The following is a 14900-nucleotide window of genomic DNA, read 5'->3' as shown; positions in this document are numbered from 1 at the left end:
TTAATTTTAGCGTAAATTGAATATGACATTAATTCTCAAGGAAATTTCCGATTCTGAATAAAAAATGCTCAAAAAAGGCTAAAAATGGGGATAAGATTTCCACCCTTATTTACCCAGTTTTTGAGAGCTAAAACCCGGGTTTTTTCAAAAAACACGGAGGAAGATAAAACTAAAAAATTCAAAACAACAATATTTATTTGTTTTTATTTACTTTAATTTTAAAAGATTTCCGTTCGTATGCGTAACCTCAGGTAGAACCCTGAGCTATCTTTTTGGGACGTTCTTGATGCTCTTTCACCTTATAAAAAATGCTTTGCAACAGCATCTTTTGAATAAAATGATTATCTTTTGGTATTTTATTATTACGGATTACATATTTTATTATTTTGATTTTACCCTCTTTTAAATCATTCAATATATTTGAATCAGGTTGCTCCCATTCTAAATATGATGTACCTTCTGAATAGATTTTATCAATACAATCTATAAACTTATGGTAGTCATTCAGATCTTTTTCACAGGATACCTTAAAGGTTAAAACAGGACGATCTTTTACCAATGAAATGTTATTTTCTAAACAGGAAAGGAAATGTTTAAGATCTTTCTGGGTTACATTTTCATTTAACCTAAAAGGTTGATCAATCCGATATTGATCTGACCATTTTTCAAGTCTATCCCAAGTGGAACCAATATAATCCACACTGTTACCTTCATTTTTTACCTGCTTGGTGTAGATCATAGAGGGTTGACTGATCGATTTAATCAACTTCAAGAAGTCAACATCAATCGTTGTGCATTTATCTCTTTCTCTCCACTTTCGGTAATGCTCTAAAAATATTTTACGGTATAAAAATTTATCCTGCTGTTGAGGTGGTTTTTGCTTTTGAGACCGTTTTTGCTGTTGTTGGTTTTGGAATGCATCAGATTGACGATCAATTTGTGGAAGGTGATGAGATTTCTTCATCGATTTTAAAATGTCTCTTTCATTTGACTGAAATTCAATTTTGAAGCCGCAACACATCAACTGACTATTTCCTAATAATGCTTTGATCAGTTGGGGTGAATATTCACGGTTGGCTTGATAAAACATGTCAGCAATCAGGATCTGTAGATGATGTAGGTATTGTCTAGCAGTCATCCGAATGTCTTCATGCCCCATCAAATGCGCGAGTCGAGACCAGGCCTGGGCACTATGCGATGAAGCATCCTTAATATTGGGCAAAATGTGCTTTTTAAGCTCACGTCCAAACCTAGAATTTGAATCGGAATCATAGTCAGTAAAATAACGTACCAGTGCTCTGCTGCCTTTTAACAGGATAGCCAAATGTGAAGCGGTACTATGCCTGAAGGCATGAAAGGTATATTGATGATCGTTTGTTCCCAATACAGCATTAAACAGCTGCTGGGTAAGTGTGGATAAATTTGTACTGGATAAGGGTTGTTCACCCAGCATAAAAAGTTGTTTGGTTTTTCTTTTACGAACGGCTGCAGCCGCTTTAGAGCCAGGTAACAGGTTTTGATAAAAGCGACAGAACCCTGTAAATTCGTCCGGTGCTAAAAAATAAGCCAAATCAAACTGGCGGTTGGCATTGTCACTTTTCAGACCACGCTCTGAATTCAGACGAATCCTGAGGGTTAGATCATCGATATCACCCGTTGTTTTATTCCTTTTCTGGTCAGACCGATCACCATTCTGCTGATCCGAAGGAAATTCGAATACATAATAAAGCTGTCGATTGTCCGGATGTTTACGCAGCTGTGGAGATACAAAATCATCGATACAAATCCTGGCAGCCTCATCAATACGTAAGCCCAGTCTAAATGCCAATATATAGACCCATTGCAGACAGGTTGCATCCTGCTCGGTCAGGCCTAGAGCCGCTGGATACTCTCTAAGAATTCGCATCATCCATCCAAACATCTGAGGACTAATCAGTCTGGTTTTCAAAAATAAGCCATCACTTTGGCGTTCATATAAATATTGCACAATGGGTGCACGATGTTTATGAACCAAGTACTGGTGGAAGGCTTTCAGCCGGTCGAAGGCATCACCGGAGGTATTGTGTTTTTTATTGTTATTGGTTTTAGCGGTTTGTTTCTGTTTCCCCTGATCATTCAGCAGTTTTTCTTCAACAATCGTGCGGTACATTTCCTCAAACTGATCCTCGGTAGCGGTTTCTAGATTGAGCTGCTGTTCTAGGACATAATAAAGCAGGTTAAGTACGAAACTGCCATAGTAACGTTGGATCGTCGAGACCTTAAGGACGCTTTTTCCCGTCTTCTCTTGATAAACAAATTCGCCTTTTAACCACTGGCATATGCGTAAATGTGCAATGGCAACCACATAATCCAGATACTCGCCATTTCCAGCTTCATAAGCAGATTTATAGTCCTCGGATTTTTGGATGCATTCTTGGAGTTGATCCTCGAGCTTTTTGAGTTTGATGCCCTGATGAAAAGATAAAAGCCAGGATTTCAGATTATGTCGTTTACCAATGCGTCGATCATGAAACGTTTTGACCGTAACTGTAGGCATCTCCAAGTCTAAAGCGGGAGGATTTTTTTCAAGATTTTTGATTTTGGCTTGAATGGTTTTCCAGCGATCGGGTTGATCATAGAGCTGTGTATACTGCTGATAGATTAAAGGCGAAGTGATGATCTGATTGTTCAGTACACTGGTGCTGAACACATCCAAATCGGGAATCTCTTGCCACAAGACATAATCCATATGTTTAAAAATGGCAAAACCAGTTTTTTCCAGACCTTTTAAAAACAGCTGCACGTGATGATCAAGCTGTTCAATTCGTACTTCCTCAGGCGATTTTTTAGAGGCTGTCCCATCCTTCTCCTTCCCTGTATCCTCTTCCTTTTCCGGATTCAGCACATTATTGAAATGTGTTTTGAGTCTTTTCAGCAGTAAGGCTTCACGCTGCATCGGCGTTTCAGCCTCACTATATTCTTTTTCCCAGCACTGCAATGGTGACGTGTTTTGTAATTCATACGCTTGTGGTCCATTGAGTAGCTGCTGGATCCTTCTGTAACATAGCACCGCAAAGGCATTGAAATAGATGTGCTGAGTTTGCCATAACTCCGCCTCTTTCTCACCATACTGCTGATAGATGTTGCCATACTTTGTCGAGGGCAATGTACATGAAAAGACATAAGCCTTTTGAACCTTTTGCGCACCTGAATAAATCGGGAGCAAGCCACTATCCAGGTTCACTTCAAAAATCGCATCATGAATGGCCATCAACCGTTCAGGTTGAATACACCCCTGATCAAAAATTAATGAAATACACAGACATTCAAACAAGGTATTCACTAATTTTTGTTGCTCTTTGGCCGTAGAGTCTAAGAGGATACCTTGGGTTTGTTGTTTGAGATAATCCGCCCAATTCACATACAGTTTTTCTTTTACCTCGGCAAGCATAATGCCCTGCTGTAGTTTGCAGTCAGAAAAAACATTGTCATAGCGTTTAGCTGCGTAGACTGTCCAATCTGGCAACTTAATCTCATAGCTTTGGGCATAGGAAGGGTAATCCTTTTGCCACTGCTGATTGCTCTCCTGACTAAACCGTTTCACCTGTTTAAAACAAATTTTAAAGTACGCTGCAGCATGCACCTTCAATTTAGATGTTTGGCAGAGCTGCTCTAAAACTGTTCTATAGACAGTAAACTTATCCAAAATTTGTTGATCAAGGCGTTTAAAATCAATTTGATCAGGGGCAGAATTTACATCTATATATGTCGCAGTAATCAGCTGAGAAATTTCCTTAAAAATGTCTGCGATTCCGCTTTGAATGGCATTTTCTAATTGCGTAATGATCGATTGATCGAGTGATGTATCAGACACAGTTGATCCTTTAAAGCACTTCAAGCTTTGTGATTTCTAGCTTGTTGAGCAAGCTTTCAATTTGTTGCTGAATGTCTTTTTTGTAGAGATAAGGACTTAATCCAGAAATATGCGCGAATCCCATGCTCTGCTTATCATGGGCATACAGCGTATTGTGAATGTCACCACTCAGGGCGAGATGATTTTTAGTGAAATGCCTTGGCCAGTTTTTATAAATCTGCACGGTCTCTTTAAGGTAATTCGTGACAAAATCAGCAGACATGGGCTGCAACTCCAGATGATCTGCGACTTCCGCAAGATTCACCGGACGTTTCTTGGACTTGATGCGAGAATGTGAGATGACATAGAGTATAAAACCATCGTTTTCTAGTTGCGCTTGCAAACTTTTTATCCCGAGTGATTCGATGGTTTGCGTCAGATATTTTCGATACGCATTGAAATGATCCTGCCAGTAGCCTGCAACAGGAACAGGACGTCCTACTTTTCGTGAATCAGTTTTTTTATCATGCACGTAAAGCAGTTGTGCCTTAGGATCGTAATGTTTCAGTAACCCCGGCATGCCGACTATTGGACGCACCGTCAGGCAGATTAAGGAAAGATGCCACATCCAAATGCTGTAAGCATTCAGCTTCTCGATCCGATTCGCTTGAGCGTTCGCCAAGGTGTTTTTGACAGAATGATAAAGCTGATTAAAAAATTCACTCGCGGCCTCTATAGTCCAGCAGCGCTGACTGCCGATACGTTCCTCACGATGAAAAATATAACCAGGGTGTTCATGCTCAATCCATGGATCACCTTTTCTACGGTCTAATAGAACATTGATATAGCCTTGAAAATGCTGGTCGATTTGATCGATCTGACGCCCTTCATAGTTCCATTGCACGATATGATGAGTATCTCGATTAGCCAACAAGTGTGCGACCAGGTTATCACCAGTCTCCATATCCAGATGGAAATAGATTTGTCGCTCTAACATCCCGCAGGTGATTTCACCAATCTGATACTCTTTAAAGACTTCCCGCAAAAAATTATTATATTGAATCGCACAAAATTCACTTTGCTCTAAATTCTCTAAAGCCTTTAAACTAGTGATCCATGGTACTGGAATATACCATTCTAGAGTTAAGGCTCGATTATAACGCTGTGTTTTATCCTCCATGGCACCGGAATGATTGGCATTAAGCTTGGGATCAATCACCCAGTAATAATGAATGACTTTGTTGATTGATTTTTCTTTGATTCTGCCACCCTCAATCAAATCCTCAACCTTTTGAAAGACCGTTGGACTCAGACCCGTCAAGAGACACATCAGACCACATACAGCTAAAGACGATTGATATGGATCTTTGCTGATCTTTTCTTGATAACATTCCTGCAATTGCTGATAGGCCTGATGTAGTAAACTGGGTTTCAAATAAAGTGGACTCGTTTTATAGGGTAAATTACGTCGTTGAATTCGCTTTTCCTGCTTTTCAAGCTGTTCCTGATTTTTCTGCTGGTCATAAGAAAAAATCTCCTTCTCCCGCTTGGCAATCTCATCCTGTTCAGGATCAGAAATATTGGCGTCCGTATCTAGACCAGTATCCTCATTCTCCACATCCAACGATGATGTACCAGAATCAGATTTATAGGTCATGCCCTTTTTAATGTTGTCAATTAAAGCCTGAACATTGATTCCTGATGAATTTAACCCGGACTTGATGAGTTCATTACACACAATAATAAATTGTTGGATATGACGGCCCAAATTGAGTTGTTCAAAGGTTTGTTTTAACGCTTGCTGCTCTAAAAAATCTTTGAGTTCAACGGCATCAAGTTCATCCATCCCCTGGAGTTTTTGTGTGATGTCTGCATACAGTTGTTCATTTTCCTTAGCGTAGGAAAACTGCTTTTGCAACAAAAGCTTTAAATCATAAGCGACTGTATTGATCTTATTGTTATTTTTACACTGATGTAAAATAACCCGTTTTTCTGTCTCTTCAGTCTTTTCAGTCTTTTCAGTCTTTTCAGTCTGAGACTCTAAACAGAAGATTCTCTTCAGTATTTCACACAAGACTGCAGTCCAAAGATAGGAATAGATGAATGCTGCTTTTTGTTGGTCGTTTAGTTGTCCTATAGATGCACTTTTAGCCCATTGCGTTAAGCCTGCCAATAATTTCTGTTGTGTCACCATCCGATTATTTTTAATCACCACATGTATCTCGTGAGCAGCAGCATACAGTTCCTGTGCCTGCTGATCTTGCGCCAGGAGCTGATTCAAAATTTGTTTTTTTTCGCTCAGGGACTGATTGACCCATTCTTCCAATAATTTGGTTTCTTCGTCTAACTCTGACGATTTATCATTTTGACTCATAAAATCACCATAATTTTTTAGGGTAAAAATTGAGGTGGTGTTTTAAAAAGTATGCTGACATTAAATGAAGCCATTATTGATGTAAAAGAAGGTTAAGTCGAAGGCTTTAAAATGGTTTTCAAGCTTTTTGGAGAAATTGCAACTTCTTCTAAAACCACGCCTTATTCGATGCCTTATTTTGCAATTATTACCTTCAATTCCTACAGTAAACAACTTACCAATACTTTGCTTGCAGTTTTTAAAAGCAGTGATGAAACTGTCCCAATGATCACTTGCAATTCGGGTGTAGTGAATACCTAATTGTTTAAGCTTTGTCTTCAACCTTTGGACTGTAGCTAAATCTCTCTTACCCCAAACATAAGCAACAATCTCACCTGTTTCTCGATGGTAGGCGTAAATAAGCCATTGTTTATTATTTTTATTTCCAACAAAAGTCCAGAATTCATCTACTTCGAGAGATTCATAATGACTTTGTTTAGGCTGAATTTGATAGGCCGATTCAGTTAAAGTCCGTAAGACTTTACCGATACTAATGCGCTCAACTTCAGCGATATCTCGTATACCGCTGCCTCTGACCATTAACTGTAATATTTTACGAGTAATGCCAGAATTACATCCTAGATAGCTCAGAGCATGGTCACCAATAAACTGACGTTTGCAGTCTTTGCATTGGTAGTTTTGTTTCCCATCTACTTTGATGCCATTTTTCTTTATACTGTCACTGAGGCAGGTTGGACATTTGATTTCTAGAGTTATTTGCATTTCTCTATTTTATCAAAATTCAACCTGCTTTTTTTTAGCATACTTTTTGATACACCACCAAAATTGAAAGTTAGGTTTTGCTCTAACTTGAGGTTCAAGTCTTTATGCAACTTGAAATATTTTTTATAGGTGCTGGCACTCAATTGAACACAACGCTGTGGATGTCGATCTATCCTCATATGTTGAGATAACTGCAGAACCAAGGCATCGGACAATTGAGTAAAAAAACAGCTAAAAAGCAAGGCGTGTATCTGTTTATGTTTGTGCTTTGGGATCTGCTTAAGATCTAGAGAAATGTTGTGGATTAACCATTTCAGGATCTCAAATTCATCAATCACTTGATTGGCTCTAGCATCCTTTTTCAAGGTTTTTTTGATATAAACATCCAGCTTGTTTTTTAAATTCAATATAAATACATGAATAAAATCTGGTAAATCTAATATCAAAACTGCTCTGAGTTTCGTCAGGACTTCAAATGATTTTTTTTGCATGTTCAATATTTTTCTATCTTCACCATCTCACCTAATCCTGACCTTGCAGGCTCTTATATATTCTCAAAATATTGAGTTTTCAAAGGTGAAAAATAGTTAGAATTAAGTTTTAAAGCCGTCTCATACATTCCGAATGAACTCTCAGTTAGCCTTTAGATTTACCTAACTCGGTAAGCAATCTAGTGAATAGATATGAGCAATTAGCCCATACCATCTTCAAAATCAGTCTTCTTTTAAGCAAGCAAATTTGTAGACTTCCGCCTTACTCCAACGAAGAGTACGTCCATGCCGAATAGGATTAATTGGGCCATTTTCATATAAAGCCCACTTACGTAAAGTCTGTTCTGCATACCCTAAAAGCCTAGCTGTCTCTCTAGTGGTCAATAAAAGCCGATCATTTGTAATCGGCTTATGTTTATGCTTAAACGTCATTTTTTTCTCTTTAGGATGATTTATAGTTATAAAAACATATTCCGAAGGGGATAGAAAAGAAGTATAATTTTAAAATAACTTTACCCCAGCTTTAGTATGGAGTAGCAAAATTTGGGACGCAGAGCTCGCGGTATTTTGGAATATGCCAAAACAATTACTTGGTATGATTATTTATTCAATGAAGCTAAAAAATTGAAGGATTTAAAAATAACAAATGAATACCAGTTTTATAAATTCATGTATTCAAATTCTAGACATTCACCTGAAGATAAATTATTTAAAAAATATAAATTTGGTTTATCTACACCTCAAAAATCATGGAAAGAGAGCTCTGAGGAAATTATACCTGGTGCAACCGATATTATTGAACATCCCATTTGGAATATTGAAAGTATTGAACTAAATTCAGATAAAATTATAAGCGAAATGCACAATTTAGCTTTAGATATTCGCGAATATGTAATATGTGAAGGAATGTATTCTCCACAACCAATATCATATTCAATATTAAACAAAATTTCTTCTTTTAAAAATCTTGATGCTATTTATGCTATTTATCTTTTATATCAATGGGGATTAATTATTAACAATCATCAATTGTGTAATTATTGTGCTCAATCTCTTGAAAAAAACTTAACAACTTTCTTATTAAATATTAACTATCTGTATAGATCTCACATTTTTTTATTCGACATTATTTTCGATAAAATAAAAAAAATAACTTATAAAGGCTTGACTATAGCTGAAGTCACTAATATAAATTGGCGCCAGCTAAGAGGTACTAATTGGAAAAGTGATATTCGAATGAACTCATATATATCTGAATATAATTTAAGTAAAAACTCTGTTATATCAAAAAAATTAGAAAATAAAGAAATTTACATTTCTTATTCTGATTCTTTAATATTGAATGCGAAATTTGCTACTGATCCAAATGATATAATCACCCTTAACTTTAATGATTTTTTTCCTTTCCACATCATATCGTATATCCCAAAAAATAAAACTGAAACTCACAATTAAAATCTATGCATAGAACTAAGTAAAGGAGTGTCTAATATCTCCACCCAACGTTGCAAATGTTATACAGGTCAAGAAAAAGTACAGTTTTTTCTATGACTATGCAACCTGGATCAAATGCTAGTTATTGGAAAATTAAGCGAATGAAATTTACAGAGAGAAATAAGTTATTGAAAATGCTAAATCGTCTACGGAGAAGCATTTGGACAAAATTGTCTAAGGTATCAACGGCGTAACTTGGTTGAAACAAAAATGCATTGCATCAAATTATTAAACGATAAACTCAGTGCTAGGGATTTTGACAGTCAAGCCAAAGGGATTCATACACGTGTGACAGTCTTAAATAAATTTACGATATTAGGCCGCCCCATACCCACCACATTGTCACTTGAATTTGATTACCTACAGAAAACTCTATCTTTAAATCCTTTGTTTATCAGAACCAATTGAAAATAATGTTGATTCATTCCGCTTACCATTTGCTTACCAGAATCTAAAAACAAAAAAACCACTTAGGATTAATACACCTAAGTGGTTGTTTTATATGGTGGGCCCAGACAGACTTGAACTGTCGACCAACGGATTATGAGTCCGCTGCTCTAACCAACTGAGCTATAGGCCCTATATGCTGAACTTGTTACTTATCAATAAGTAAGTTCAACCGACTGAGAATACTAGCGAAGATTTTTTCAAAACACAAGCACTTTTCATCCCGCTTGCACACTATCACAGCAACTCTAAAAACAGGCCAATGCAACAGCAGGCTTTCTGCTCAAAATAAGAACAGCCCGCTTTAGGCAAGCAGCCAAAAGCGGGAAGCCAAAACATAAAAACTATTCAAATTATAGCTTTTAAATATTAATTAAAGCGCATCAGTATACGCTTCAAAAACATAGTAAAAAGAAATAAATGCAGTCCAGTATATTCACAGCTCATGCAGAAACCAGCCTTTCATTCAAACTGGCGCTGTTTTTTAACTTCCGCATAAAACTCAAACAGCGACCACAAAACAACCGCAGCCAATAGCAGCAATGCAAACAGAAAAGCCGTTATATAGGTCATTTCTTCAGTCTCCGCGAACCATGCAACAGAACAAAATGCAGGCCGTTCCCTCTTCCAGCCTGCGACTAAAGTCTAATGCGTGCTTGCTGCCGTGCATAGCCATAAAAGCGGTTTTTTAATACTTAATTAATATCAGTTAAGATCTTATTTCTATTATTTAACCTTCACTTAGCCATTTAAGGTCTAAGCAGGCCTCGGCCAGAATCCCGCGCCATTTCCTCTACAGCTGTATTTTATTTGTCGGCTTAGGCGTATTGACTATTGACTGCCGGCAAAAACAGGCAGAAATTAGCGCTCTCTGTGACTGATAGCCTTTGCTTTTGTATGCTGAAAAAATTTATTGGTGAAACCTCTTTCAAACTGGCGGGCTGGCGCTATGAAGTCACGCCTGGCGTGCTGGAAGACAAACAGGTCATTGTCGGCTTTGAGCATACCTCAATGATGGATGCCGTGCTGTCTCTCGCGCTGTTTCAAATCTATGACCTTAAAATTCATATCCTGATTAAAAAAGAACTGTTTAAAGGGCCTTTAAAGCCCATTTTGAATACCTTGGGCGGCATTCCTGTAGACCGCAAGTCTAGCAAGGACATTGTCGCGCAAATGGTCGGGCATTTTGAACAGAACGCCAAATTCAATCTGGTGATTGCGCCTGAAGCGACCCGTGCCGAGCGCGGTGAAGCCCGCAGGCCAATCCGCACCGGGTTCTGGCATATCGCAAAAGCCGCCGGCGTGCCGATTGTGCTGATGTACGCCAACTCTAAAACCAAGCGAGGCGGCATTTTCGGCAAAATCTATCCGACCGAGCTGGATCATGATCTTGCGCTGATGAAAAAGCTGTATAAAGAAAATGTCGGGCTGGATATTATTATCCCGGAACCGAAAAACCCGCTTTAATTGTTTAAAAACTCGAAAGCAGGCCCTTTATCAAAAAAAAGGGCTTATGGTAGAATTTGCACAATCTGATCGGCATAAGGCCAATCTACAAGGAGCATATTTCGCATGGCGGGTCATTCCAAGTGGGCCAATATTAAGCACCGCAAAGCTAAACAAGATGCGAGCCGCGGTAAAGTTTTCACGAAATATATCCGTGAATTAACGACTGCTGCCAGATTAGGCGGCCCTGATGCCGCAAGCAACCCGCGTTTACGCGCCGTAATCGAAAAAGCGCTGTCGGTAAACATGACGCGCGACACCATCAACCGCGCCGTTCAGCGCGGCGCAGGCGGTGAAGACAACGACGACTTAAAAGAAGTAACCTATGAAGGCTACGGCGTTGGCGGTGTTGCAGTGCTGATCGAAACTATGACTGACAACCTGAACCGCACCGTTCCCGATGTGCGCCACTGCTTCTCTAAAACTAGCGGCAACTTAGGCACGGCGGGTTCTGTAGCCTATCTGTTCACCAAGCGCGGTGAGATTACTTTTGAAGATGTATCTTTAGAAGATAAAATCATGGACGTGGCTTTGGAAGCGGGCGCAGAAGACATTGAAGTCGGCGAAACTGAAATTGTCGTTGTGACAACACCGGAATCTTTCGGCGATGTTCAGGATGCCCTGCATGCTGCCGGCTTAAAGTCAGACAATGCGGAAGTGGTGATGAGCCCATCGACTAAGGCTGAAATCAATGATGTGGATCAGGCCAAACTGATCATGAAAATGATTGATATGTTTGAAGATCTGGATGATGTTCAGAACGTCTATACTAACGTTGAATTTACAGATGAAGTATTGGCTCAGCTTGAAGACTGATGCTTTGACTGCTGAAAAAACGCGCTGAACAGCGCGTTTTTTTATGCGCTGTTCTTTAAACCCTGCTCAGCAGGCCGCTGCAGTTAAAGACATGCTTATATTCCTTAATTACAAAGCTGGAATGCAGCGCCACCACATGCTCAATCTTGCCAATGCGCTTCAGCAGGATTTCACTGTAATTTTCCATATCGCGCGCCACCACTTCCACTAAAAAATCGGCGGACTGCCCTGTCACTAAAAAAGCATTGATCACTTCCGGAATGCTTTCCAGCTCTTCCAGAAACTTGGCAAAGGTGTCCGTATCGTGCTTGCTGAGCGATACCTGCAGAATCACATGCAGGCTGAAGCCGAGCTTCTGATAGTTGATGTCGCGCTTCAGGCCGGTAATAATATTGGTGTCAATCAAATGCTTAATGCGCCTGTGCACCGAGCTGACCGAAAGATTAATGCGCTCTGAAAGTTCATTCAGGTTCAGATCTTCATGCGTTAAAATTTCAAGTATCTGCTTATCAAAACGGTCCAATTCCATTCTTCGCTCCATTGCCTGCTGAATCAATCCAGCAGCCAATTCAGTTATTCATTTTTCAGCGCAGACGCATATACCGGATGCATTTCAGGCCGCTGGCCATTAAACATTCAATATAAATAAGTCCGCAATTTTTCAAAATTATTTTCATGTATTGTTCATATATAAAAAAATAATGGAGCATTTGCAAATTATTTAGAATATTTTCTCAGGCGCAGGCCTGCAGGGCGTGGATTCAGCCGCCCGGGCAGGCAGCTTTTGCAACGTCCGGCTGCCCTGCCAAGGCATTCACCGCCGCTTTACACCCCGCGCCAGTCAACGCGGGCATTGCGCTCGGTCTGATAGATGCGGATTACATACTGGCCCAGCGGCAGTCCAGTCAGATAGGCCTTATAGGCTTTAAACTCTTCGGAGCGGTTGTCCGCATATTCCTTTTCCCAAGGCGTGCCGGCAATTTCCAGAATTGGCGCCAGCATTGAACAGACCGCAATATCGGCCAGGCCCAGGCGGTCGCCGGCAAAATAGCGCCCGCCCTGCTGAATCAGGCGCGCATTCAGCTCGGCAATCAAATCCTGCATGGCGCTTTTAGACTGCTCCACTTTGGCTGAATCCAGCTGGTAGCCTTTGGACACCAGGGCTTTAATAATCGGCTTGGAATATTTTTCAAACTGGCGCAGGTAGCCCTTTTCGCCAATCAGGATATCCAGAGATTCATCGCTTTCGGCCAGAACATGCGACAGCCCCCAGCGGCGCACATGCCGCCCCAGCTCTACCGACAGGCGGTCAATTTCCAGCGCCTGCTGGCGCAGCTCCGGGTCTGAGCGCAGCAGCGCGTGTTCCGGATAATGCTCATCCAGATACAGGGCAATTTGCGTAGAATCCGCAATCCACTGCTCCTGATCGCGCAGGATCGGCAATTTATTCTGTCCGGTTTTCAACTGCGCAAAGGCGCGGTGCACGCCAGGCATCAAATTATGCGCAATATATTCCAGCTCTTTGTGGTCCAGCAGCCAGCGCGCCTTTTCACAAAAATGCGAGAGTGGAAACTGGTATAAAGTACGCATAAACGCTCCGAATTTATTTTTCACCTGGCGCAGCAAAGCCAAGTATTTTAGTTGGATACTTTAGTCACACCGTTTTAGAAAAACAATATCCTTTTCACTGCAGATGCAAAGTTTAGCCACCCGCCCGCGCGCTGCCGGTTATCTCTATTTCCCGCTTGAATATCTTAAATGCAGATAAAGCGCCCGGAAGCCTGCGGCGCGGAAAACAGTATTTTACAATATAGCTTTTTAATTCAAATGGTTAATTTATCATTTTCAGTTCAATCGCCAGCAGGATTTTTCCTAAACACAGATTCTGATAATGAAATAACAATCGCGCATTTAATTTCTGGGCTGAATTTCAGTAGCGTTTTGATATCTAGAAAAGGTGTCATTATGTCTCGTTTAATTGCCGAAAATGTTCATATTCTTGAAAACGGCCAAGATGCTATCAATGCCGCATACCAGGTTGCCGATTATGCGCTGGAAGGCCGCAATCAGCGCGATCAGCAGCGCCTGCTCCCTTTTGCCGAAATTGAGCTGTTCAGCCGCCGCGGGCTGGGCGGCATGCGCATTCCGCAAAAATTCGGCGGCGCTTATGTTTCCCATAAAGTTCTGGCGCAGGTATTCCGGATTTTAAATAAAGCCGATTCCAGCGTGGGGCAGATTCCGCAAAATCAAATCAGCCTGCTGCATCTGATTGACCTGATCGGCTCAGAGCAGCAGAAAGCTTTTATTTTCAATGAAATCCTGCAAGGCAAGCGCCTGGCCAATGGCGGCCCCGAACGCCATACCAAAGACACTAAAACCCTGGCCGCCGCGCTGCGCATTGAAAACGGCCGCTATTTCATTGACGCTGAAAAATTCTATTCGACCGGCAGCAGCTTCGCGCACTGGCTGGCAATTAAAGCCATTCATCCTGAAGGCCATACGGTGCTGGCCCTGATCAGCAGCCAGGCGCAAGGCGTAGAAATTACAGATGACTGGGACGGTTTTGGCCAGCGCACCACCTCCAGCGGCACGGTCAAGCTGAAGCGTGCCGAAATTGACCCGTTTTTAATTTTTGATGAGCGCCAGCTCGCCGCCCAGCCCAACTGCCGGGGCGCCTATTCGCAGCTGCTGCAGGCGGCCATTGATGTCGGCATTGCGGAAGCGGCGTTTGCCGACACGCTGGCTGCCGTGCATAAAGCGCGCCCGGTTGCCGACGCCAACGCCGCCAAGGCCAGCCATGAGCACTACACCCTGCAGGAAGTCGGCAAGTCCGCGGTGCTGCTGGACGCCGCGGTTCTGCTGCTGGACGAAGCCGCCGAATATCTGGATGAGCTGGATCAGCTGCCGGCCATCAGTGAACAGCAGGCGGCCAAAGCCTCGATTCTGGTGGCGGAAGCCAAAATCTACGCCAATGACGCGGCCCTGCATATTGCGGAAAAGCTGCCGGAACTCGGCGGCAGCCGCTCCAGCCTAAGCATCCACAATTTTGATCAGCACTGGCGCAATGCCCGCGTGCATACCCTGCATGACCCGGTGCGCTGGAAGCTGCACGCGCTGGGCGACTATTACCTCAACGGCGCGCTGCCTGCGCGCCATGCCTGGATTTAAGGACAACCCT

11 protein-coding genes, 1 tRNA gene and 1 pseudogene are annotated in these 14900 nt (G+C 41.5%); 5 read left to right on the top strand and 8 right to left on the bottom strand.

From position 1 onward, the window contains the following. Positions 1-247 precede the first annotated feature (247 nt). The 5 genes from BEN74_RS16590 to BEN74_RS16570 all read right to left on the bottom strand — a co-directional run bounded on the left by BEN74_RS16590 (position 248) and on the right by BEN74_RS16570 (position 7891). Positions 248-3853: a hypothetical protein gene (locus tag BEN74_RS16590; protein ID WP_068912636.1), complete on the bottom strand. Its 3606-nt coding sequence runs from the start codon at positions 3851-3853 to the stop codon at positions 248-250. Positions 3854-3863: 10 nt separating this feature from the next. Beyond that, positions 3864-6206, bottom strand: coding sequence for a hypothetical protein (locus BEN74_RS16585; protein WP_068912630.1), 2343 nt, complete (start codon positions 6204-6206; stop codon positions 3864-3866). A 60-nt stretch (positions 6207-6266) separates the two neighbouring features. After that, positions 6267-6968 carry an IS1 family transposase gene (locus BEN74_RS16580; RefSeq protein ID WP_005005861.1) on the bottom strand — a complete coding sequence of 234 codons (702 nt, stop codon included), beginning with the start codon at positions 6966-6968 and terminating at the stop codon, positions 6267-6269. Beyond that, positions 6959-7459, bottom strand: coding sequence for a transporter (locus BEN74_RS16575; protein ID WP_100249734.1), 501 nt, complete (start codon positions 7457-7459; stop codon positions 6959-6961). Before BEN74_RS16575 ends, BEN74_RS16580 begins: the two co-directional genes overlap by 10 nt. Positions 7460-7681: 222 nt before the next feature. After that, positions 7682-7891: a helix-turn-helix domain-containing protein gene (locus tag BEN74_RS16570; protein WP_086374403.1), complete on the bottom strand. Its 210-nt coding sequence runs from the start codon at positions 7889-7891 to the stop codon at positions 7682-7684. 111 nt (positions 7892-8002) lie between these two features. Here BEN74_RS16570 and BEN74_RS16565 point away from each other — a divergent pair, with 111 nt between their 5' ends. After that, a complete protein-coding gene (locus BEN74_RS16565) occupies positions 8003-8914 on the top strand; it encodes a hypothetical protein (protein WP_162898204.1) in 912 nt (303 codons plus the stop codon). 104 nt (positions 8915-9018) lie between these two features. Then, a pseudogene (locus BEN74_RS19745) lies at positions 9019-9280 on the top strand (IS5/IS1182 family transposase); the annotation flags it as partial. 176 nt (positions 9281-9456) lie between these two features. On the opposite strand, the gene BEN74_RS16560 reads toward BEN74_RS19745, so the two are convergent. Next, a tRNA-Ile gene (locus BEN74_RS16560) sits at positions 9457-9533 on the bottom strand. A gap of 764 nt (positions 9534-10297) precedes the next feature. On the opposite strand from BEN74_RS16560, the gene BEN74_RS16555 reads away from it, so the two are divergent. Both BEN74_RS16555 and BEN74_RS16550 read left to right on the top strand, forming a co-directional pair. Beyond that, on the top strand, positions 10298-10867 hold the full coding sequence (locus tag BEN74_RS16555) for a 1-acyl-sn-glycerol-3-phosphate acyltransferase (RefSeq protein ID WP_068911626.1): 570 nt from the start codon (positions 10298-10300) through the stop codon (positions 10865-10867). 105 nt (positions 10868-10972) lie between these two features. Next, positions 10973-11722 (top strand): YebC/PmpR family DNA-binding transcriptional regulator, encoded by a 750-nt coding sequence (locus BEN74_RS16550; RefSeq protein ID WP_068911628.1) that lies wholly within the window; start codon positions 10973-10975, stop codon positions 11720-11722. Positions 11723-11777: 55 nt separating this feature from the next. On the opposite strand, the gene BEN74_RS16545 is transcribed toward BEN74_RS16550, so the two are convergent. Both BEN74_RS16545 and BEN74_RS16540 read right to left on the bottom strand, forming a co-directional pair. Beyond that, positions 11778-12251 (bottom strand): Lrp/AsnC family transcriptional regulator, encoded by a 474-nt coding sequence (locus BEN74_RS16545; RefSeq protein WP_068911630.1) that lies wholly within the window; start codon positions 12249-12251, stop codon positions 11778-11780. Positions 12252-12547: 296 nt separating this feature from the next. Beyond that, entirely contained in the window at positions 12548-13312 is a 765-nt protein-coding gene (locus BEN74_RS16540) for a glutathione S-transferase family protein (RefSeq protein WP_068911652.1), read from the bottom strand. A 375-nt stretch (positions 13313-13687) separates the two neighbouring features. Here BEN74_RS16540 and BEN74_RS16535 point away from each other — a divergent pair, with 375 nt between their 5' ends. Further along, complete coding sequence (locus BEN74_RS16535; RefSeq protein ID WP_068911655.1) at positions 13688-14890, top strand: SfnB family sulfur acquisition oxidoreductase; 1203 nt, start codon at positions 13688-13690, stop codon at positions 14888-14890. Positions 14891-14900 lie beyond the last annotated feature (10 nt).

The sequence above is a fragment of the Acinetobacter sp. WCHAc010034 genome, from assembly GCF_001696615.3.
Classification (GTDB): domain Bacteria; phylum Pseudomonadota; class Gammaproteobacteria; order Pseudomonadales; family Moraxellaceae; genus Acinetobacter.
Note: the sequence above shows the minus strand (reverse complement) of the source record. Positions and strands in the feature narration are given on the sequence as shown.